The organism is Falsiporphyromonas endometrii (assembly GCF_042654485.1).
Lineage (GTDB): Bacteria > Bacteroidota > Bacteroidia > Bacteroidales > Porphyromonadaceae > Porphyromonas > Porphyromonas endometrii.
In genome coordinates this window covers 1-19856 of the sequence record NZ_JBHSGO010000199.1, presented here as the reverse complement: position 1 = coordinate 19856, position 19856 = coordinate 1, and the positions used below count along the sequence as shown (strand labels likewise).

General features: G+C 41.9%; 14 protein-coding genes. 7 read left to right on the top strand and 7 right to left on the bottom strand.

The features are described 5' to 3' along the window. Positions 1 to 89: 89 nt before the first annotated feature. The 7 genes from ACFO3G_RS07435 to ACFO3G_RS07405 form a co-directional block, all read right to left on the bottom strand. Positions 90 to 242 (bottom strand): hypothetical protein, encoded by a 153-nt coding sequence (locus ACFO3G_RS07435; RefSeq protein ID WP_380079488.1) that lies wholly within the window; start codon positions 240 to 242, stop codon positions 90 to 92. A gap of 24 nt (positions 243 to 266) precedes the next feature. Further along, complete coding sequence (locus tag ACFO3G_RS07430; RefSeq protein WP_380079486.1) at positions 267 to 1892, bottom strand: ABC-F family ATP-binding cassette domain-containing protein; 1626 nt, start codon at positions 1890 to 1892, stop codon at positions 267 to 269. A gap of 225 nt (positions 1893 to 2117) precedes the next feature. Next, positions 2118 to 4220, bottom strand: a complete 2103-nt coding sequence (gene recG / locus ACFO3G_RS07425; protein ID WP_380079484.1) for an ATP-dependent DNA helicase RecG — start codon at positions 4218 to 4220, stop codon at positions 2118 to 2120. 12 nt (positions 4221 to 4232) lie between these two features. Then, entirely contained in the window at positions 4233 to 4523 is a 291-nt protein-coding gene (locus ACFO3G_RS07420; RefSeq protein ID WP_380079482.1) for a DciA family protein, read from the bottom strand. 12 nt (positions 4524 to 4535) lie between these two features. After that, positions 4536 to 5654, bottom strand: a complete 1119-nt coding sequence (recF, locus tag ACFO3G_RS07415) for a DNA replication/repair protein RecF (RefSeq protein ID WP_380079480.1) — start codon at positions 5652 to 5654, stop codon at positions 4536 to 4538. 17 nt (positions 5655 to 5671) lie between these two features. Then, positions 5672 to 6806 (bottom strand): peptide chain release factor 2 gene (gene prfB, locus ACFO3G_RS07410; RefSeq protein WP_380079478.1). Its coding sequence is split into 2 segments (ribosomal slippage): positions 5672 to 6742 and positions 6744 to 6806, totalling 1134 coding nucleotides; the frame shifts between segments, so codons are not numbered across the junction. Positions 6807 to 7521: 715 nt separating this feature from the next. Beyond that, positions 7522 to 7791 (bottom strand): hypothetical protein, encoded by a 270-nt coding sequence (locus ACFO3G_RS07405; protein ID WP_380079476.1) that lies wholly within the window; start codon positions 7789 to 7791, stop codon positions 7522 to 7524. Positions 7792 to 8004: 213 nt separating this feature from the next. Between ACFO3G_RS07405 and ACFO3G_RS07400 the strand changes: the two genes are divergently transcribed. From ACFO3G_RS07400 to ACFO3G_RS07370, 7 genes are all read left to right on the top strand, one after another. Then, entirely contained in the window at positions 8005 to 8577 is a 573-nt protein-coding gene (locus ACFO3G_RS07400) for an outer membrane beta-barrel protein (protein WP_380079474.1), read from the top strand. A gap of 156 nt (positions 8578 to 8733) precedes the next feature. Further along, positions 8734 to 10539 (top strand): DNA polymerase III subunit gamma/tau, encoded by a 1806-nt coding sequence (locus ACFO3G_RS07395; RefSeq protein WP_380079472.1) that lies wholly within the window; start codon positions 8734 to 8736, stop codon positions 10537 to 10539. A 141-nt stretch (positions 10540 to 10680) separates the two neighbouring features. Beyond that, positions 10681 to 12396 carry a putative transporter gene (locus ACFO3G_RS07390; protein ID WP_380079470.1) on the top strand — a complete coding sequence of 572 codons (1716 nt, stop codon included), beginning with the start codon at positions 10681 to 10683 and terminating at the stop codon, positions 12394 to 12396. 18 nt (positions 12397 to 12414) lie between these two features. Continuing rightward, the gene (locus ACFO3G_RS07385) at positions 12415 to 13368 is read left to right on the top strand and encodes a hypothetical protein (RefSeq protein WP_380079468.1); all 954 of its coding nucleotides are present in this window, start codon (positions 12415 to 12417) and stop codon (positions 13366 to 13368) included. Between the two features lies 1 nt (position 13369). Then, complete coding sequence (gene mfd, locus ACFO3G_RS07380) at positions 13370 to 16780, top strand: transcription-repair coupling factor (RefSeq protein WP_380079466.1); 3411 nt, start codon at positions 13370 to 13372, stop codon at positions 16778 to 16780. Further along, positions 16777 to 17433 (top strand): uracil phosphoribosyltransferase, encoded by a 657-nt coding sequence (gene upp / locus ACFO3G_RS07375; protein ID WP_380079464.1) that lies wholly within the window; start codon positions 16777 to 16779, stop codon positions 17431 to 17433. Before mfd ends, upp begins: the two co-directional genes overlap by 4 nt. A 136-nt stretch (positions 17434 to 17569) precedes the next feature. Next, entirely contained in the window at positions 17570 to 19408 is a 1839-nt protein-coding gene (locus tag ACFO3G_RS07370) for a peptidase U32 family protein (protein WP_380079462.1), read from the top strand. Positions 19409 to 19856 lie beyond the last annotated feature (448 nt).

Genomic DNA, 19856 nt, shown 5'->3' with positions numbered 1-19856 from the left:
TCTTCATGCTTAACCATTCGTTTTGACAACATTTCAATGATCTCTTTAGTGTTTTCGAACCGACTTTTGTCAGTTCTATTGTTTAACTTTTAATTTTTCGGTAAAAATTTACCGAAGTATTGTATAAGTACCAAAACTTCCGGGACATAAGCAAAGAAGCTGTTCGGATTAGCTCCAAACAGCTTCTTAACAATTCGTTTCAACAAAGTATCTTCATAACCGCTTTCATTGATTTCCATCATCTGACAAGCGATATGTTAAACACATTATTTTTCTTTTGGATAATACTTCTCTTTCAGCTGTAAAACGAGTGGATCTACAATGTAATCATCATAATCCATCATTTTATCGATAATACCACCCGGAGTCAATTCGATAATACGGTTTGATATGGTTTGGATAAACTCATGGTCATGGCTTGAGAATAGGATATTTCCCTTAAATCCAACTAAAGTGTTGTTGAATGCCTGAATACTTTCGAGGTCCAAGTGGTTGGTTGGTGTATCCAGGATAAGGCAATTGGCATTGGTAAGCATCATTTTAGAGATCATACATCTCATCTTCTCACCTCCCGACAATACGCTTGCCTTCTTATTTAATTCATCTCCATTGAAAAGCATTCTTCCAAGGAAGCCTTTGACATCCACCTCCAGCATACCCGGAGCATACTGACCAAGCCATTCAACCAAATTGAGATCAGTATTGAAGAAATCTGAGTTGTCGAGTGGCAAATAAGCCGTAGTGATAGTTTGCCCCCATTCATAAGTACCCTTTTCTGCCTTCTGCTCACCATTGATTATTCTAAACAGAGCTGTCATAGCTCTTGGATCATGACTAATAAAGACAATCTTGTCATCTCTCTCCACATTGAAGTTGAGATCGGTAAACAGCAATGTACCATCATCGGCACGGGCTTCAAGACCTTTCACCTCAAGGACCTTATTACCGGGTTCACGCTCGGGGAAGAACTGAATACCCGGATATCTCCTTGATGAAGGAGTAATCTCATTAATATCCAGCTTTTCAAGCATCTTCTTACGACTTGTAGTCTGCTTACTTTTTGCAACATTGGCTGAGAATCTGCGAATAAACTCTTCAAGTTCCTTTTTCTTCTCTTCCATCTTCTTATTCTGCTGTTGCTGTTGCTTAAGCGCCAACTGGCTACTTTCATACCAGAAGCTGTAGTTGCCGGCAAACTGCTTCACTTTGCCATAATCAATATCTACAGTATGTGTACAAACAGAGTCTAAGAAGTGCCTGTCGTGACTAACGACAAGTACTGTGGTCTCACATTTAGAAAGATAATCTTCCAACCAAGATACCGTATCAAGGTCAAGGTCATTGGTAGGCTCGTCGAGCAACAAATTGTCCGGTTTGCCATAGAGAGCTCTTGCCAAAAGGACACGCACCTTCTGCTTACCGCTCAATTCACTCATCATCTTATAATGGAGATCCTCCTTGATACCCAATCCGCTTAGCAACATAGCGGCATCACTCTCTGCATTCCACCCTTCCATCTCAGCAAAACGCTCTTCAAGTTCAGCTACTCGATTGCCATCTTCATCGTTAAAGTCCGGCTTTGCGTACAGGGCATTTTTCTCTTCCATAATTGCCCAAAGTGTACTATGCCCCATCAGTACGGTATCTAATACAGAATACTCATCAAAAGCAAAGTGGTCCTGACTTAGGACGGACAATCTCTCACCGGGGCCCAGCGAAACCTGTCCTTTTGTAGCATCCAAATCTCCACTTATCACTTTCAAAAGGGTTGATTTGCCTGCACCATTTGCCCCGATAATACCATAACAATTGCCGGGCAAAAATTTCAAATTCACATCTTGGAACAAGATACGTTTGCCGAATTGTACGGCTAAATCGGTCACTGTAATCATATGCTATCTGTTTTTATCTTCTATTAAACGCATTTCAAAATATACCTTCAAGAGCCATCAATACATAAGAAAGCCAATGTTTAGATATATCGATACTTTTACAGCAAAGAATAGTGAAGAAAACGTCTCACCATGTCTTTGTTATTTATTTTCAAACTGCGAAGGTAATGTTTTCGAAAAGTACTGACAAATCAAGAGTTTGCAGTATAGGAATGTCTTTCTTACTCAGCTGATATTAGAATATGCTTCCTGACCATTTCTATCAAGCCATAAAAGCCTCTCTTTGAGGACCACATTATGTTCAAGTGTCAGAGAGGGATCCATAGCAACTATTGAGGCGGCTTCTCTTTTGGTGATGGCCACGAGCTGCCCGTCAGAAGCAGGATTGGCAATCTTCAACATCAGCTCCTTGCCACTTTGACGAGTACCCTCTATCTCTCCAAAGCCTCTCTGCTTCATATCCTCTTCCGCCACTATAAACCCATCATTGGTACTACACATCACCTCGATACGTTTCCGGGCTTCATTGCCAACTTTGGATGAAGTCAAAAGGATACAATAGCTCTGCTCAGCTCCTCGCCCTACCCTTCCACGAAGCTGGTGCAGCTGTGAAAGGCCAAATCGATCGGCATTCTCAATAATCATAACGGAAGCATTCGGGACATTGACTCCCACCTCGATAACCGTGGTGGCCAACAAGATTTTTTTCTCCCCGGACACAAAGGTATCCATCACCCTCTTCTTTTCACGAGCATTCATCTTACCATGCACAAGGGTGACCTTCTCCTGTCCAAAATTAGAGGCGTACAAGTCATACCCCTCTTCCAAACTCTTAATATCCGCCTTCTCAGTCTCTTCAATCATGGGGAATACGACATATACTTGACGACCCTTTTTGATCTCTCTGTGAAGAAACATAAAGATTGGATGCATATTATCATCAAAACGATGCTCTGTATATACAGGTTTTCTGCCGGGAGGAAGTTCGTCGATAATAGATATGTCAAGATCACCATAAAGTGTCATCGCCAATGTCCTTGGGATGGGTGTGGCAGACATAATAAGGACATGAGGAAGTTTGTTGGGATTTTTGATCCAAAGTTTGGCTCGCTGTTCTACTCCAAAACGATGTTGCTCATCGATAACAGCCATTCCAAGTCTATGAAAAATGATATTGGGTTCGATCAAAGCATGGGTACCAACAATTATCTTCAACTCCCCGGAGGCCAATTTGGGAAGCAACTTTTCTCTTTGCTTCTTTGTTGTCGACCCTATAAGAAGCCCCACTTCAATACCCATCGGCTTAAGCAATTCGCTTAAACCCTCATGATGCTGCCTTGCCAAAATCTCTGTTGGTGCCATCATACAAGCTTGACATCCATTGTCCAAAGCTAACAGCATGGCCAATAGAGCCACCATAGTTTTTCCACTACCCACATCTCCTTGCACAAGACGATTCATCTGACAACCCGATCCACAATCTGTACGGATTTCTTTGACAACTCTTTTTTGAGCATTGGTAAGATCAAACGGTAGATGATTTAAGTAGAAGCTATTGAAATAATCTCCTACGACAGCAAACTTCTCTCCCAAAAACCGAGTCTTTCGCCCCTCTTTGCTCAACTCAAGCTTTAGCTCAAGATAAAACAGCTCTTCAAACTTGAGCCTATACTTAGCCAAACGCAATTCCTCCGGATTTTGAGGATAGTGTATCATTCTTATTGCATCCGGAAGTGCAGGAAGGCCATAATGTTTGATAATATATTCGGGTAATGTCTCCTCAATCTTGCCTCTTGTACTCTTAAGAAGCTTATATACCAATTCTTGAATCTTGCGAGAAGTGATCCCGCTACGCTTCATCGTTTCGGTCGTGTGATACATGGGCACAAGACCTCCACTCACCATTGATGCTGTCTCTTCCGTATCAATCTCCGGATGAGGCATATTGAAGGAGTTTAGATAATAAGAGGGCTTTCCGAAAACAATGTATTGTCTCCCCTCAGGGAACATCTGTTGAATGTATCTATATCCTGCAAACCAAATTAGTTCGATACTTCCATACTCATCCGAGAAGATTGCCTTCAGTCGTTTTTGTCGGCCATTCCCTTCCTCATAATAGTGTCTGATATAGCCTTTGAGCTGTACATAGGGCATGTCCGGAAGCAATTCGTTGGTACGATAAAACTTAGAGCGATCGACATATCGATAGGGATAATAATTGAGAAGGTCGTCAAAAGACTCCACATCAATCTCCTTTTTGAGCATCTCTGCTCGCTTAGGACCGACACCTGCAAGGAATTTGATACTGGTTCTCAATAATTCATCCATAATGGTTCTCCTCTATCTAAAGACAATATCAAGTACAAGATTGGCTTTGATCAAGGTATTGATTTTGCCAATAACCTCCTGTTTCTTTAATGCTAACGCATGACTGATGGTCGAAGAAGACATCGTAATATACAAGACACGATTGTAGCAATTGACATGGCGTACATACTTCGACAAACGCCCCAAAACTTTTGGGACAGCTTGCTCTGCCTGTATAACCAAGAGGTTCTCATAAACCTCCGGCTCTTCCGAAAGCCATTGACGAATGCTCTCTCCTATTGTTTGGGTATCTATCCTCTTCATAACAACAGAAAGTTAATACTTTTCGAGCATAACCTCTCCATTATCTACAGCGAAGAGGCGGTAATCATCGTATTTACGATCTATTATTTCATCCAAATGCTTCCTATTGGTGTCTGTCACAAAGATTTGTCCAAAGTTTTCTTCACTCACCAGATTAATTATTCGCTCCATTCGTTCAGCATCCAACTTATCAAAAATATCATCCAACAAAAGCATCGGACGCTCTTCGGTTTTCTCTTTGAGATGAACAAATTGAGCCAGCTTAAGAGCTATCAAAAATGATTTGCACTGTCCTTGCGACCCCACCTTACGGATAAGCTCTTCTCCAAGCTTCATAGATATATCATCCCTATGGACACCCACGGTTGTATACCCCAATATACGGTCCTTTTCTCTCACGGCATTGAGAGCGTCCAGGAAATCACTTTCCGAATCAAAGCTAATAGAAGGATCATACCCCAGCGACACGTTATCCATACCTCCGGAGATGGCCTCATAATACTTATCAAAAAGAGGAGCAAAGGTCTCGATAAACTCCCTTCTGGTACGACTAATCAATGATGCCGAAGCAGCCATACCGGCTTCAATATATTCAAGGGTCAACGGATCACTCGTACCATTTTTGAGCGCAGCATTTCGATGAGCCAAAAAGCCTTTATACTGCATCAAAGCATCCATATAATCCATCGAACGCTGTGAAAGGAACTGATCCAAAAATCGTCTTCTTTCCTCCGGGCTTCCAATGATCAACTGCGAATCCTGAGGAGTAATGATAATAAGGGGAAACTGCCCAATATGCTCCTTAAAAGCCTGATATGATTTACCATTTCGCTTCAAGGTCTTGGACATTCTTGCACCATCTGACTTCAAAGAAAGTGCAATCTCCTCGTCATTGCCTATATCCGAGAGATAAGCTCCCCCAACGATGGTCATATCTGTACCGGACTGTATAGCCAGACTGTCATTGATGTTAAGATGTGATTTGGTAAAGCTCAGGTAATACAGTGCATCCAACAAATTAGTCTTCCCCATACCGTTGTTACCAAAAAAGCAATTCAACCTTGGGGAAAACTCACAATTTGCAGATGGAATATTCTTAAACTGATGAAGTCTCAGAGATTTTGCGATCATAGATAACCTTTCAAGACTTATTTGGGCTCGACCTCGCCAACAGAATGTCCGCCGGCTTCCATCAAATAGGCCTTAATAAAATCATCAATATCGCCATCCATAACAGCATTGACATTGCTGGTCTGCCAGCCCGTACGATGGTCCTTGACACGTCGGTCATCAAAGACATAAGAACGAATCTGACTACCCCACTCGATTTTCTTCTTACCGGCTTCTACTTCAGCTTGAGCTGCACGACGCTTTTCAAGCTCCTTCTCATATAGTTGTGAACGCAAAAGCCTAAGAGCATTTTCCCTGTTGTCAAGCTGCGAACGGCTTTCGGTATTCTCAATGACAATCTCTTCCTCCTCTCCGGTATCCGGATCCTTATATATATAGTGTAGACGAACACCCGTTTCGACCTTGTTGACATTCTGTCCACCTGCACCACTTGATCGGAATGTATCCCATGAGAGATTACCTTGATTGATCTCAATCTCAATCGTATCATCAACCAGTGGGACCACAAAAACAGAAGCAAATGAAGTCATTCGTTTACCTTGAGCATTATAAGGCGAAACTCTGACCAAACGATGAACGCCATTCTCTGATTTTAGGAAACCATATGCCAAATCACCCTCTATCTGCATGGTGACTGTCTTAATACCTGCTTCATCCCCGTCTTGCCAGTTCGTAATCGTAACCTTATAATCATGCTTTTCAGCCCAACGCTGATAAAGACGAACAAGCATAGAGGCCCAATCTTGACTTTCGGTACCACCGGCACCGGCATTAACTTTCAAGACTGCACTCATCTTATCCTCTTCCTGACGAAGCATATTCTTAAGCTCAACATCTTCTACCAGTTTGAGAGCCTCAGCATAAGCAGCATCAACATCTTCCTCCTCTGTAATACCCTCTTTGCAAAATTCAAAGGCCAACTTAAGTTCTTCAGTAGCAGTTACAATATCGTCGTAATAGCCAATCCAACGCTTAAGATCCTTTACCTTACGCATCTGGATCTCTGCACGCTTCGGATCCTGCCAAAACTCCGGATCTTGTGTGCGAAGTTCTTCTTCTTCAAGTTGTATACGTCTCGCATCGACGTCAAAGATACCCCCTCAGCGCTTCACGGCGCTCCAACAGAGAGTTCAGTTGGTCTGTAGTAATCATATTTATTATTAAATAGTTATATCTGTTTTTACTTCTAACGTGAGCACAAAGGTACAAAAACAGACTCTAAAGGAGTGAAACAAACCTAATCAATAAATAAACATACTGGATAATGAATCCACTTAAAATCCCCTCACACAAATAAAACTCAATTATCGCCAAACCATTTTGCGGGCGTAATCAGTATCTCTCTCGTTGACAAGTCGTGCCACATTTTCTTTACTAAAATACTTACTTCTCAGCATTAAAACGCTCATCTCACTATATTAAGAGCTCAGTAAACGCATTAGTTTTGATAAATAATGTAAAATATTAGCACTGCATTTTGGGATAAAAACAGCCTTTTTTTGATCTGAAAGGAGGCTTATTCTCTATATAATAGAAAATGGATAGGACGGTTTCGTCCTATCTGAATGTTAATATATGTATAGACTACTTTTTATAGACAAGTTTGTGGCTTAAAAACCCACTTCAGGCTGCTTTTTTTGTAAGGTCGCGCGACTTGCAATCCATTCTCGCGCTACCTTGAGGGTAGACTCGCGCGAGGTTGCACCTGAAGTAGCGCGACTTTGCATGTCAAGGTCGCGCGAGATCAGATCCAAAGTCGCGCGAGAACGGATTGCTTCTCGCGCGAGCTTATTTGTTAAAATAGCGCATAAAAAAAGCCCGTTTCGTACTAATAAAACGGGCAAAGCGTGCATTGGGTCAGAGTCCCCTAACCCCTAAATGGATGAATATCGGTAGAAATAAGATTTATTTGAGCCCCTTTTTGTGCATTAGTTGGAGCAACAATATTTAACAAATAATAGTCCTCTGTTGCGAACTTCACAGCTGGCAGAAGCAGAAGATTTGAAGGGCTTATTTGGATCCTTGCCGGGATGGCAAATTGGTTCGAACCGGATGGGCATACTCTTCTGTCTTGGAGGGATAAGCCCCCAAGCAACATCATCATCAAAAAGATGGTAAATGATATGATTATCTCCATGGTTCTTTAATTTAATTGTATGCCAAGATACTAAAAAGCAGGTAGTATTGCAAAAGTCAATCCTTCATCTGATATGAAATAAGTATCCTATCCTCGACATAAATATTAAACTATTTTACTACATTTGTCAACAAATACAAATAATGTAAGATACATAAGTATGCGAACCTCATCATACTTGATGTAATAAACAGAGAGGCAAATAATAATGGTATGAAAAAATTTCTTCTTTCATTAGTTGCCCTATTTATGGGCATTTCATTGGCTGGAGCACAGTCAATCACTCCCCGATTTGGAGTCGTAGGTGGAATGACGCTCACAAAGTTCAAAGCTTCCAGCGGAGAAGATTACGGAAGTTCTAAGTTTAATGCCGGATTTAATGTTGGCGGCAAGATGGAGATAGGACTCCCTGTCGTGGGTCTTTTTGCGGATGGGTCTCTTTTGTTTAGCCAGAAAGCTGCAGCGAATGCCGACTTATATTACCTTGATCTCCCCATTAATATTGGTTATAAGTTTCATGTTGCACCAACAGTTACTCTAAATCTAAAGACTGGTCCGATGCTTGGCTTCGGTCTATTTGGAAGTGAGTCTGAGATTTTCGATGATAGCGGCTTTAAACGTTTCAACTGCTCATGGGGTTTTGGTGCCGGCATTGAAGTTCTTAAGCACTTTCAATTTGGCCTTAGCTACAACTTAGGGCTATCCAATATTGTAGGATCAGATTATAGTGACGTCTTAACCATAAAGCAAAACTACTTCAGATTTAATGTAGCCTATATGTTTTAAATAGGGCAGATTGAATCTGTATTTTAATTGAAGGGCATACTGCTAAGCATAACAGCAAAGCAATATGCCCTCATTTTATGTCTTAAAAAACTTATAGGCATCTATTTTTATGATGTCCGCTTGAAGAATCTAATCGAATGATTACTTTTGTATAGTATGGAAGAACAACAGCAATATATTGTATCAGCACGAAAATATCGTCCCGATTCGTTTGACACAATGATCGGACAAGAGGCACTGACCTCGACCCTTAAGGCAGCTATTTTGAGCAACAAGACAGCACATGCCTACCTATTTTGCGGACCAAGAGGAGTCGGTAAGACTTCCACCGCCCGAGTATTTGCCAAAACCATCAACTGCCTCAATCGAAGTGCTGACGGAGAGGCTTGCAACGAGTGTGAAAGTTGTCGTGCTTTTAATGAGCAGCGCTCTCTCAACATCTACGAGCTGGACGCAGCTTCCAACAATACTGTTGACGATATACGCAAACTTATCGAACAGGTACAAGTTCCTCCTCAGATTGGGACCAAGAAGGTCTATATCATTGATGAGGTTCACATGCTTTCTCAAGCTGCTTTTAATGCCTTTCTTAAGACATTGGAAGAACCGCCCGAATATGTCATCTTCATTTTGGCAACAACTGAGAAGCACAAGATTCTTCCTACCATACTTTCTCGCTGCCAAATCTATGACTTTAAGCGGATCTCTGTCGGTGAGATTGTCAAACACCTCAGCCATGTGGCAGAAGAGGAGCATATCAAGGCGGATCAAGAAGCGTTAGGCATCATTGCAGAAAAGGCTGATGGTGGGATGCGCGATGCGTTGTCCCTATTCGACAGAATTGCCAACTTTGGAGGTGGTGAAATTAGTTATGAGGCTGTAGTAAAGGGTCTAAACATATTAGACTACGAATACTGCTTTCAATTTGTTGAACAATTTATCAGTGGAGACTTTAGGGGTGTGCTTGTCACACTTGACGAGTTGCTTGGCAAAGGGTTTGATGCCGCCATGATTGTTAATGGCATGGCCTCCTTTCTGAGAAACCTGATGATGGCTAAAGCTCCGGAAACCTTGCATCTTGTCGAGAAGCCACAATCCGTCGTACAAAGATTTGCCAATGTAGCTTCTCAATGCCCCTCTTCTTTCTTATTCAAAGCAATAGCGAATTGCGTAAATTGCGACAAAGATTACAAAGCAGCTTCGGACAAGAGACTTCTTGTTGAACTGACATTTATGAGCATATCTGCACTTTACAGCAAGGAGCTGAGAGGAGATAACGCACAGAAGACTCCACAATCCAACAACTCTACGGTACAGCAGCCACGCCAATCGGGTGCTACCACTCAAACAAATACAGCGAAACAACAACAGCCTACACAACCTCAAGTCTCAGCAGCAAACCAACAAAGGCCTATTCAAAGCGCCGCACAAACAATAGCTTCACGACCTATTACTCAAGCGACAGCACCCAAACAAACAATACAACAGCGTCCTATCAGTCCGGCTTCCGGAGCAAGGACACGACTCAGTGTGCATCTGGGGGATCGCAAAGCCGCAGCTCTTCAAGAGCAATCGACGGTACAAGAGATTAAAGATCACAAAGATATCAATGAGGAAGATCTGCAAAGAGCTTGGTATGGATTTAAGGATGAAGTACTGACAGAGCAAGTACACTTAAAACATACAATGGAGGAGTGCCTTCCTCATCTCAAAGGAAACGACCGCTTTGAAGTGCAAATATTTAATGATGCACAAGAGGCCGAGCTCAAAGATATTCAGGATAAACTATTGGAATACTTAAGAACCAAGCTAAGCAATGGCAGACTTGTGATGGAGATTGGTCATGCTGTCCTTAAACCGGAAGAGATGCCTCTCTCAGACACAGAGCAAATAAAAAGCTGGCGTAAGGAAAATAAAGCTGTCGACAAACTCTTCTCTTCATTGGGACTCCAACCATCATAAGTGGCAACAGAGTCCTATTCGGATAAAAACAACTCGAAATCTCTTTCTAACCAGGCAAAGGGGGGATCAAAATCTTTCTATAGTTCGATCTAAAGCACTACCTTTGCGGCAGTCTTGGTGACTTATAATGTTTATAACTGTATGGAATCTATTTTGAATTGGCTTGGGGAACAATTGTGTTACCCCTCTATTACGCAGACTATCATCGTTTTGAGTTTCATTTCAGCCTTGGGGTTGATGTTGGGCAAACTTCACATCGGAAAGATCTCTTTGGGTGTGACTTTCGTATTTTTCGTTGGTATTATCTATTCCTACTTCGGGTACAAGTATATACCCAATTTTGGTCTTGACCCCAATATGGTCCACTTCGTTGAAAATCTGGGCCTTGTTATCTTCATTTACACTTTGGGTCTTGAGGTGGGCCCCTCCTTCTTCCCTTCTCTAAAAAGTGGAGGTATTGCCTACAACATTTTAGGTCTCGTCATGATTTTAGCTACGCTTATAGTATGTGCTATCTTGCATTTTATATTGCCTGAAAGTGTTATGAGCCTGGCTGATATCACAGGCGTTATGTGTGGTGCTGTGACAAACACCCCCGTGCTTGGAGCTTGTCAGACCACCCTTCAACAAGTAAGCGCCGGAAGTCCGACTCTTTCTGCCGATATGGCTGCTATGGCACAGGGATGTGCTGTTGCATACCCTATGGGTGTCGTAGGTGTTATCATCATCATTGCTATTCTGGCCATGTTTAAGGGGAAAAAGGTTGAAAGCAGCAAAGACTCTCAAAGATCGACTTTCTTTGCAGAGTTTGAAGTAACTAACCCGGCAATCTTTGGAAAGACAGTCAAAGAGATTGTTCACTTGACACACGAACACTTTGTAATCTCAAGAATTTGGAGAAATGGGCAGGTTGGAATTGCCAATTCTGAAGCTGTCATCAATCAAGGAGACCGTCTCCTTACAGTCTCTTCAGAGGAGGCTATCGAACAACTATCTGCCCTTTTTGGCAAGCACAACACCGACAAAGATTGGAACCAACCCGATGTCGATTGGGATACCCTTGGTGGAGACTTGATGTCTAAGCAGATCGTTATATCCAAAGACGAAATCAATGGTGTCAAGCTCGGCACTCTAAGACTTAGAAATCTGTATAACATCAATATTACAAGAATACTCAGAGCCGGTATTGAACTTCTTCCGGACAAAGAGCTTCGACTCCAACTTGGAGACACGCTTACCGTTGTTGGGAAGAAGAAGCACTTGGAAGAGGTGGCTGATATACTTGGAGACCAGACGAAAGTCCTCGAAAGGCCCAATCTTCTCAGTTTCTTCTTTGGTCTTACATTGGGTTGTTTGATAGGAATGATTCCTATTTTCTTGCCGGGAGTTAGTATGCCGGTAAAGTTTGGTCTTGCGGGAGGACCTATCATTATAGGTATCTTGATGGGAGCTTATGGACCCAGATACAAGTTGACCACCTATATGACCAACAGCTCAAATCAAATGCTACAAAGACTTGGTATTATATTCTATCTCGGGGCATTGGGACTTGCATCCGGACAAGGATTCTTTGATGTGCTATTTACTTCAAAGGGTCTTATATGGTTGCTTACAGGCGTCATATTGACTATTGTACCGGCACTTCTCGTTGCTCTTATGGGTATGAAGTTCTTCAAGGTTGATCTTGGTTCGGCTTCGGGCTTGGTTTGTGGCACGATGGCAAACCCAATGGTACTGGATTTTGCACATGCTCAAGTTTCAGACGACAGTCCTTCTGTCGTTTATGCAACAGTCTATCCTCTTACTATGTTTGCCCGTATTATTACGGCTCAAATTTTTATCATGCTGTTTATATAGTTATAGATAATAGATCTCTTGGAAAGGATTAGTTTACCTTGGTTAGACAATAGATATTGTCAGCTGATAATACTTCTGGATGGTGCAGCTGACGAACCTCACGAACTCCTTGGGGGAAAAACTCCTTTTGAAGTTGCTTCGATGCCGTATCTTAAGCGACTTATCCATCAGGGGTTCGTGGGCGAGTATCAAACTATTCCTGCCGGGTGCATTCCTTCAAGTGAAGTAGCCAATCTTATGATCTTAGGTTATGATGATGAGGCCAAAAATGTTGAAGGAAGAGCCGGTTTCGAAGCGTTGGGGTTGGGATTACATTTTTCCTCCTCAACGCTTTGTTATAGATGCGACCTGCATCACTATCCATCGAATCTTTGCATACCCAAAGAAATAGGCATTCTATACAGAGGCGTTGGCCATCGACATATATTCAGACCTAACTTAGAGAGGCAAACCGAAGAGCAAGCTATTGCCGGACTACAGAAATTTATACAACTAACCACTTTAGAATCCCCTCATATTTGGGGACGAAGCATCGTGCAAGGAATTCGGTTTGAACCATTTCAACAGAGATATCATTTCCGGCATCCATATATGATCTCGGCTGTCCCCGTCATGTGGGGCATAGCCAAAGCCTTGTCCATTCCAATTGAATTTGTACCCGGGGCTACCGGAGAAACGGACAGCAACTTTAGAGGCAAAGCTTTGCAAGCGATGAAACTTATCGAAGAAGGAAGCGACTTTGTATATCTACATATCGAAGCTCCTGACGAAGCCTCGCATCGCAAAAATCCTTTGGAGGTAAAAGAGATCCTCGAGAGGATTGATTATGAAGTAATAATGCCAATAACAGAATGGCGGACCCGAATACCTGATTGCAAACCGGCTCTCACCATACTCCCGGATCACTACACAAGTAGTACCACGGGGAGGCATTTAGACAAAGCTGTCCCTTATTTACATATCAAAAGCTAAGATGACACAAAATCCAATAGTTGAACAATATTCTCGTAACACCTATATCAAAGAGATTGAGAAGAGACTTGGCAAAGGTCATTCCGTCAATCTTTTCGGACTCAACGGATCCTCTCTGGCATGCGTTATAGCAGCTATGAGTGATGGCAAAGCCCCTCTTTTCTGTATTGCCCAAGACGAAGAAGAGGCCGGCTATCTCTATGCCGACCTATGTGCCCTATTTGGAGAAGAGCAAACTTTATTCTTTCCTACCTCTTACAAAAGAGCTATCAAATACGGCCATATCGATCAAGCAGCCGAAATACTTCGAGCCGAAGTATTGGCTTTTATTGGTGGTCTGGGCGATCTTATTTCTGACAACGACAAAAAAAGGAACAACAGCGGACTACCTATCATAGTTTCATATCCAAGCGCCATCTTAGAGAGAGTCATAGAGAAAGAGACTCTCAAAACAGAAATGCTTGCCATACATACAGGCGATATTATTGATCAGACAGATCTAAAAGACAAATTAATTGAATGGGGATTTCAGCGTGTCGATTATGTTTACGAACCCGGTCAATTTGCCATTCGTGGCAGTATAGTGGATATCTTTTCATACTCAAGAGAACTTCCTCTACGAATAGACTTTTTCGGCGACGAAATAGATAGCATTCGTATTTTCGAAATTGAGAGTCAGCTGTCAAGCGAAACATTGGATGATATTGTACTTATGCCGGATGTTGGAGCTGCTGACACAGCCAAATGCTCTATCTTCGAATTGCTTCCTCCCAATATGGTCTTTATGATAAAGTCTTATGAACTTCTCAAGGGGCGGATCGAAGAGGTATACAACGACACTCCACTGATCGACGATGGCGAAGGCTTCTCAACCATAACGGAGATGCAGGACAAACTTGTCAAGCCGGACGAATTGCTCCAAAGGTTAAACCATTTTACACAAATAAGACTTAGCAAATCAGATGCCATCAAAAAGGTAAAAGAATATACGATCAATACCTATCCTCAGCCGGCTTTTCATAAAAACTTCGACCTTCTTATCAACCAGCTTCTTGATTGGAAGGAGATGGGAGTAAAAACATTTTTCACCACATCCAACAAGCTACAAGCCGACCGTATTAAAGAAATTCTTGCAGAAAGACAGGCCGAAGAGCTAATGCCTCAGGTACTACCCATTACACTTCACGAAGGATTTGTCGATACAGACAATAATATTGCCATGCTCACTGACCACCAAATCTTTGAGAGGTATCACAAATACAATCTCAAGAGTGATAAGGTGCGTTCGGGCAAGGTAACATTGTCATTAAAGGAACTTCAGCAGTTTAATATTGGAGACTATATTGTCCATGTAGACCATGGGATTGGTGTATTTGGCGGACTTATTCAAATGGATGAAGGTGGCATCACCAAAGAGGTGGTCAAGCTCATTTATCAAAACAATGACCTTGTTTTTGTCAACCTCCATTCTCTTCACAAACTTAGCAAGTACAGAGGAAAAGACTCCACAGAGATTAAACTTTCCAAAGTTGGTGGAGGTGCATGGAACCGCATCAAAGAGCGAACTAAAAAAAGGGTCAAAGATATTGCTCGTGACCTTATCCGGCTCTATGCAGCTCGTAGAGAAGCTGAAGGATTTGCCTTCTCTCAAGACAGCACCCTTCAGCACGAATTGGAAGCCAGCTTTATCTACGAAGACACTCCGGATCAGGCTAAGGCAACAGAAGAGGTCAAGGCAGATATGGAAAAGCCCTATCCAATGGACAGACTTGTCTGTGGGGACGTTGGATTTGGAAAAACGGAAGTGGCCGTAAGAGCAGCCTTCAAAGCGGCTAACGATTGCAAACAGGTTGCTGTCTTAGTACCAACAACAGTACTTGCATACCAGCACTATCAAACCTTCTCCCAACGACTTGAAGGTTTGCCTGTGACAATAGATTATATTTCGAGAGCAAGATCGTCTAAGGAGATAAAAGAGATATTGAAGAAACTCAAAGATGGCGATATAGACATTATCATCGGTACCCACAGGCTGGTATCAAAAGATGTCGCTTTTCATGACCTCGGATTACTGATTATTGATGAGGAACACAAGTTTGGTGTTGCGGTCAAAGAGAAACTCCGAAAGCTACAGCTCAATGTCGATACCCTTACCATGAGTGCCACTCCAATCCCAAGAACTCTTCACTTCTCTCTGATGGGTGCAAGAGATCTATCAAATATCAACACTCCGCCACCCAACAGATACCCGGTAGAAACTTCACTTGTAAGATTCAATGCCGACATCATCAAAGAGGCCATCAACTTCGAAATGAGTCGTTCGGGACAGGTGTTTTTCGTTCACAACAGAATAGACAACATCAAAGAAATAGCGGCTCTTATCAAAAGAGAAGTTCCGGATGCACGGGTAGGTATAGGACATGGACAGATGAAACCGGCCGAACTCGAGCAACTGCTTTTGGACTTCAATCGCTATGAATACGATATACTTCTTTCGACTACCATCATCGAGAATGGCATAGATGTGCCAAATGCCAATACCATTATCATCGATGATGCTCATAGATATGGACTTAGCGAGCTTCATCAGCTTAGAGGAAGAGTGGGCAGAAGCAAAAGAAAGGCATTTTGCTACCTTGTTACTCCACCACTTTCTTCATTGACTGACGATGCAAGAAAAAGATTGCAAGCCATAGAAAGTTTTAGCGATCTGGGAAGTGGTATGCGTATAGCATTGCAAGACTTAGATATTAGAGGGGCCGGCAATGCATTGGGTGCCGAACAGTCCGGGTTCATATCAGACCTTGGCTATGAGACTTATCAAAAAGTGTTTGATGAGGCATTAAGTGAATTGAAAGCAGACGAATTTGCAGACTTCTACTCCAAAGATGATGAAGGGAAGCAAAAAGACAGTGCAGAGTTGTTTGTCTCTGAAACACAAGTTGAGACCAATCTCGAACTATACTTTGATCATGAATATATTCCACAAGACAGTGAAAGGATCATCCTTTATAGACAACTTGACAATCTCCAAAACGAAAGCGAACTGGAAGATTATCAAAAGGCCCTTATAGACCGCTTTGGTCCCATCCCAAAAGAGGGACAAGAGCTAATCAGAGTTCCAAGACTTAGATGGATAGGGCACAGACTGGGAATCGAAAAGATTGTACTTGCTCAAGATCGGATGTCTCTCCATCTTATTTCAGATCCATCAAGCCTCTATTATAGTAGCAATGCTTTTGGCAAGCTACTCCAATATGCTGCCCTACATCATAGAGGTGTCCAATTTAAACAAACAGACAAAAAACGGATTATCCGTATCGATAATATCAAAACGGTGGAGCAGGCTATCACCTGCCTCCAACAGATAGAAGCAATAAATATAGACAACTATCAAAAAGATAACGCATGAAAACCTACTATTTAGATCAAAAGCCCAGCTTGATCAACAAGTATCTTCTCGAAATGAGAGATGTCAACATTCAGAATGACAGACTTAGATTTAGAGAAAACATTGTACGAACAGGTGAGTTGGTGGCTTATGAAATCTCTAAAGTTCTAAAGTACAAAGAGATTGAGACTCAAACGCCACTCGGGATTGCCCTATGCCGCAAACCGGCAGATACCATTGTATTGAGCACAATACTAAGAGCGGGACTACCCTTCCACCAAGGATTTCTCAATATGTTTGATGACGCAGAAAATGCTTTCGTTTCAGCATACAGAGAATATGACGACGACAGCCATACCGACTTTCATGTTTACACCGAATATATAGCATCTCCCTGTCTTGATGACAAAGTACTGATCATCGCAGATCCTATGCTGGCAACCGGCAAATCAATGGAAGTAGGATATAGAGCCCTGCTCAAGAAAGGGACTCCCAAAGAGGTACATATAGCATCGGTCATTGCCAGTACAGAAGCTATCGAATACCTCGATCAGTGTATGCCGGACAATGTCACACTATGGGTAGCGTCAGTAGACCAAAAGCTTAACGAACACTCTTACATCGTACCCGGGCTTGGTGATGCCGGAGACTTGGCTTTTGGTGAAAAGCTATAAATAACAACAGATTAGATCCTATACAAAGGAAGCAAATACACATACATCTTCAGAAGGTGGCTAAATCAAAAACAGCCACCTTCAGGGTTTGTATTTTATAATAGTAAGCACACCAAAATCATTATAGAGACTACTTATGAAAGAGCTCGAACTACTCTCCCCCGCCAAAGATCTTCAAACAGCTATAGCAGCCATAGACCATGGTGCTGATGCCATTTACATTGGCGCTCCCGTTTTTAGTGCCAGAGCATCTGCAGGGGTAAGCATAGAAGATATTAGGAAAGTCTGCGAATATGCTCATCTCTTCAAAGCAAAAGTGTTCGTTGCACTCAATACCATTCTATATGAGTCTGAGCTAAAAGAGGTGGAGCAGATCATCACAAAACTCGACAAAGCCGGCATTGATGCGCTTATTATTCAAGACAAGGCAATTACAGAGCTCGATATCCCAAATATCCCTTTACATGCAAGTACACAATGCGACAATAGGACAATTTCTCAGATCAAACAACTAAAAGAAGAGGGATTCGAAAGAGTAGTTGTAGCAAGAGAGCTCAATATTGAGGAGATTCAAGAGATAGCTAAAGAAGGAATGGAAATAGAGGCATTCGTTCATGGAGCTCTATGCGTTTCGATAAGTGGTTTGTGCTATGTATCGCAATATCTGACAAGACGCTCGGCAAATAGAGGAACTTGTGCGCAAATATGCAGACTCCCTTTCGACTTGACAGACGCAGATGGCAACATAATCGTCAAGGACCGTCATCTTCTATCTCTCAAAGACATGAATCGATCAGAGTATCTTCCTGAGATGGCAAAGGCCGGAGTGACCTCATTCAAAATCGAAGGACGCCTCAAATCTATCCCTTATGTCAAAAATGTAACGGCAACATATAGCATTAACCTCAATAACTTTATCGAGCTCAATCCCAATCAATACAAAAGAGCTTCGGTAGGAGAAATAGAGTATTCATTTTCTCCGGATTTGACCAAAAGCTTCAACAGAGGATACACATCATACCTTCTAAAGGACCGCACAGAAGATCCAATAGCTTCCCCCGAAACCCCCAAAAGCAAAGGTCGGGAGGTTGGGCATGTTTCTCATATTGATATAGCCAAGAGAACCGTACGTATTGACCAAATACATAACCTTAATGCCGGAGACGGGCTTCTCATTATTCATAAAGATGGGACTATAGATGGTACACAAGTCAATACCATAAGTTCACCCTACTCTATTGAGCCGGATAAGATTGACATTTTTAGAAATGGAGATCAGATTTATTGCAATAGAGACCGCATCTTCGAAATGACCCTTGAAGGCAAACAAACAGCCATAAGAAAGATACCAATCAAGATAAAACTGGCATTAGACGAGAATGGATTCGCCCTTACTCTGACAGGTCCAAACGGATATGATGAGGCAAAAACAATTATTGAGTGTATGCACGAAAAGGCTAAAAAGCCACAAGGAGAACGAATAAAAAAAGAATTGGAAAAGCTCGGACAAACGCCTCTTAGCTCCAAAGAAACAGATATAAGCGAGGTTGAAGAATACTTTATACCGGCATCATTGATAAGTGAAGCAAGAAGAAAAGCTTCAGAAATGTTCTGTCAAAAGGCAATACAAAACTATAAACCTAAAAGAATAGCAAGAGAAAAGAGGGCTTCCCAAAAGTTAAATTCAGGAATAGAACTGACTTATCAAGCCAATATTGCCAATCCTCTTGCAGAAAAACATTACAAACAACTTGGATATACCATTGCTCAAAAAGCATACGAACTGACTCCTCAGCGGCATGCAGCCCTTATGACATGCAGACACTGCATCAAAAGAGAACTGGGATATTGCACAAGGGAAAAGAAGACACCAATGCCATACAAAGAACCACTCCTGTTGCATCATGCAAACGGCACACTAAGGCTCAAATTTGACTGTAAAAACTGCCAAATGATAGTCATGGAAGGGGAATAAGTCTATTTATAAATGAGATAAATGAAAATACTTTGACGTCCTTTTTGATTAAGCCCCAAAATATCCATAAGAAGGGATAGCATTTATGAAGTTGTTTTAAACTGATTTTGTCATCTAAACAATGAGTATGGCGTATTATGTAACCACAGTTAGAGAATAAAATAAATCGAAAAGAAATCCCTAAATATTTAATTATCTAAATTTCCATTCAAATGATATTCGACATTTTTGATGCTTAACCCAAATATGTCGAATATCGGGATAACATTGACTTTCAAATATTCAAAGACATTTGGTCATTTAGAATAACACTCCAAAATCATAGGTAGTATCCCAAAAAGTGTGTAAAGGAGGTTTATCTTTGAGTCAAAATTAATCATTTCAATTCATTGTTTTGTTCATCCGTCAGGCGGGCATGAAAAACACCGGGGGGATTGGCGTCCGCCCG

Excerpts from the sequence above, each read along its gene's own strand:
- upp (WP_380079464.1), top strand. The coding sequence starts at position 16,777 with ATGAAAACCTACTATTTAGATCAAAAGCCCAGCTTGATCAACAAGTAT.
- ACFO3G_RS07405 (WP_380079476.1), bottom strand. The coding sequence starts at position 7,791 with ATGGAGATAATCATATCATTTACCATCTTTTTGATGATGATGTTGCTT.
- ACFO3G_RS07390 (WP_380079470.1), top strand. The coding sequence starts at position 10,681 with ATGGAATCTATTTTGAATTGGCTTGGGGAACAATTGTGTTACCCCTCT.
- ACFO3G_RS07400 (WP_380079474.1), top strand. The coding sequence starts at position 8,005 with ATGAAAAAATTTCTTCTTTCATTAGTTGCCCTATTTATGGGCATTTCA.
- recF (WP_380079480.1), bottom strand. The coding sequence starts at position 5,654 with ATGATCGCAAAATCTCTGAGACTTCATCAGTTTAAGAATATTCCATCT.
- ACFO3G_RS07430 (WP_380079486.1), bottom strand. The coding sequence starts at position 1,892 with ATGATTACAGTGACCGATTTAGCCGTACAATTCGGCAAACGTATCTTG.
- ACFO3G_RS07435 (WP_380079488.1), bottom strand. The coding sequence starts at position 242 with ATGATGGAAATCAATGAAAGCGGTTATGAAGATACTTTGTTGAAACGA.
- ACFO3G_RS07370 (WP_380079462.1), top strand. The coding sequence starts at position 17,570 with ATGAAAGAGCTCGAACTACTCTCCCCCGCCAAAGATCTTCAAACAGCT.
- mfd (WP_380079466.1), top strand. The coding sequence starts at position 13,370 with ATGACACAAAATCCAATAGTTGAACAATATTCTCGTAACACCTATATC.
- ACFO3G_RS07420 (WP_380079482.1), bottom strand. The coding sequence starts at position 4,523 with ATGAAGAGGATAGATACCCAAACAATAGGAGAGAGCATTCGTCAATGG.
- recG (WP_380079484.1), bottom strand. The coding sequence starts at position 4,220 with ATGGATGAATTATTGAGAACCAGTATCAAATTCCTTGCAGGTGTCGGT.
- ACFO3G_RS07395 (WP_380079472.1), top strand. The coding sequence starts at position 8,734 with ATGGAAGAACAACAGCAATATATTGTATCAGCACGAAAATATCGTCCC.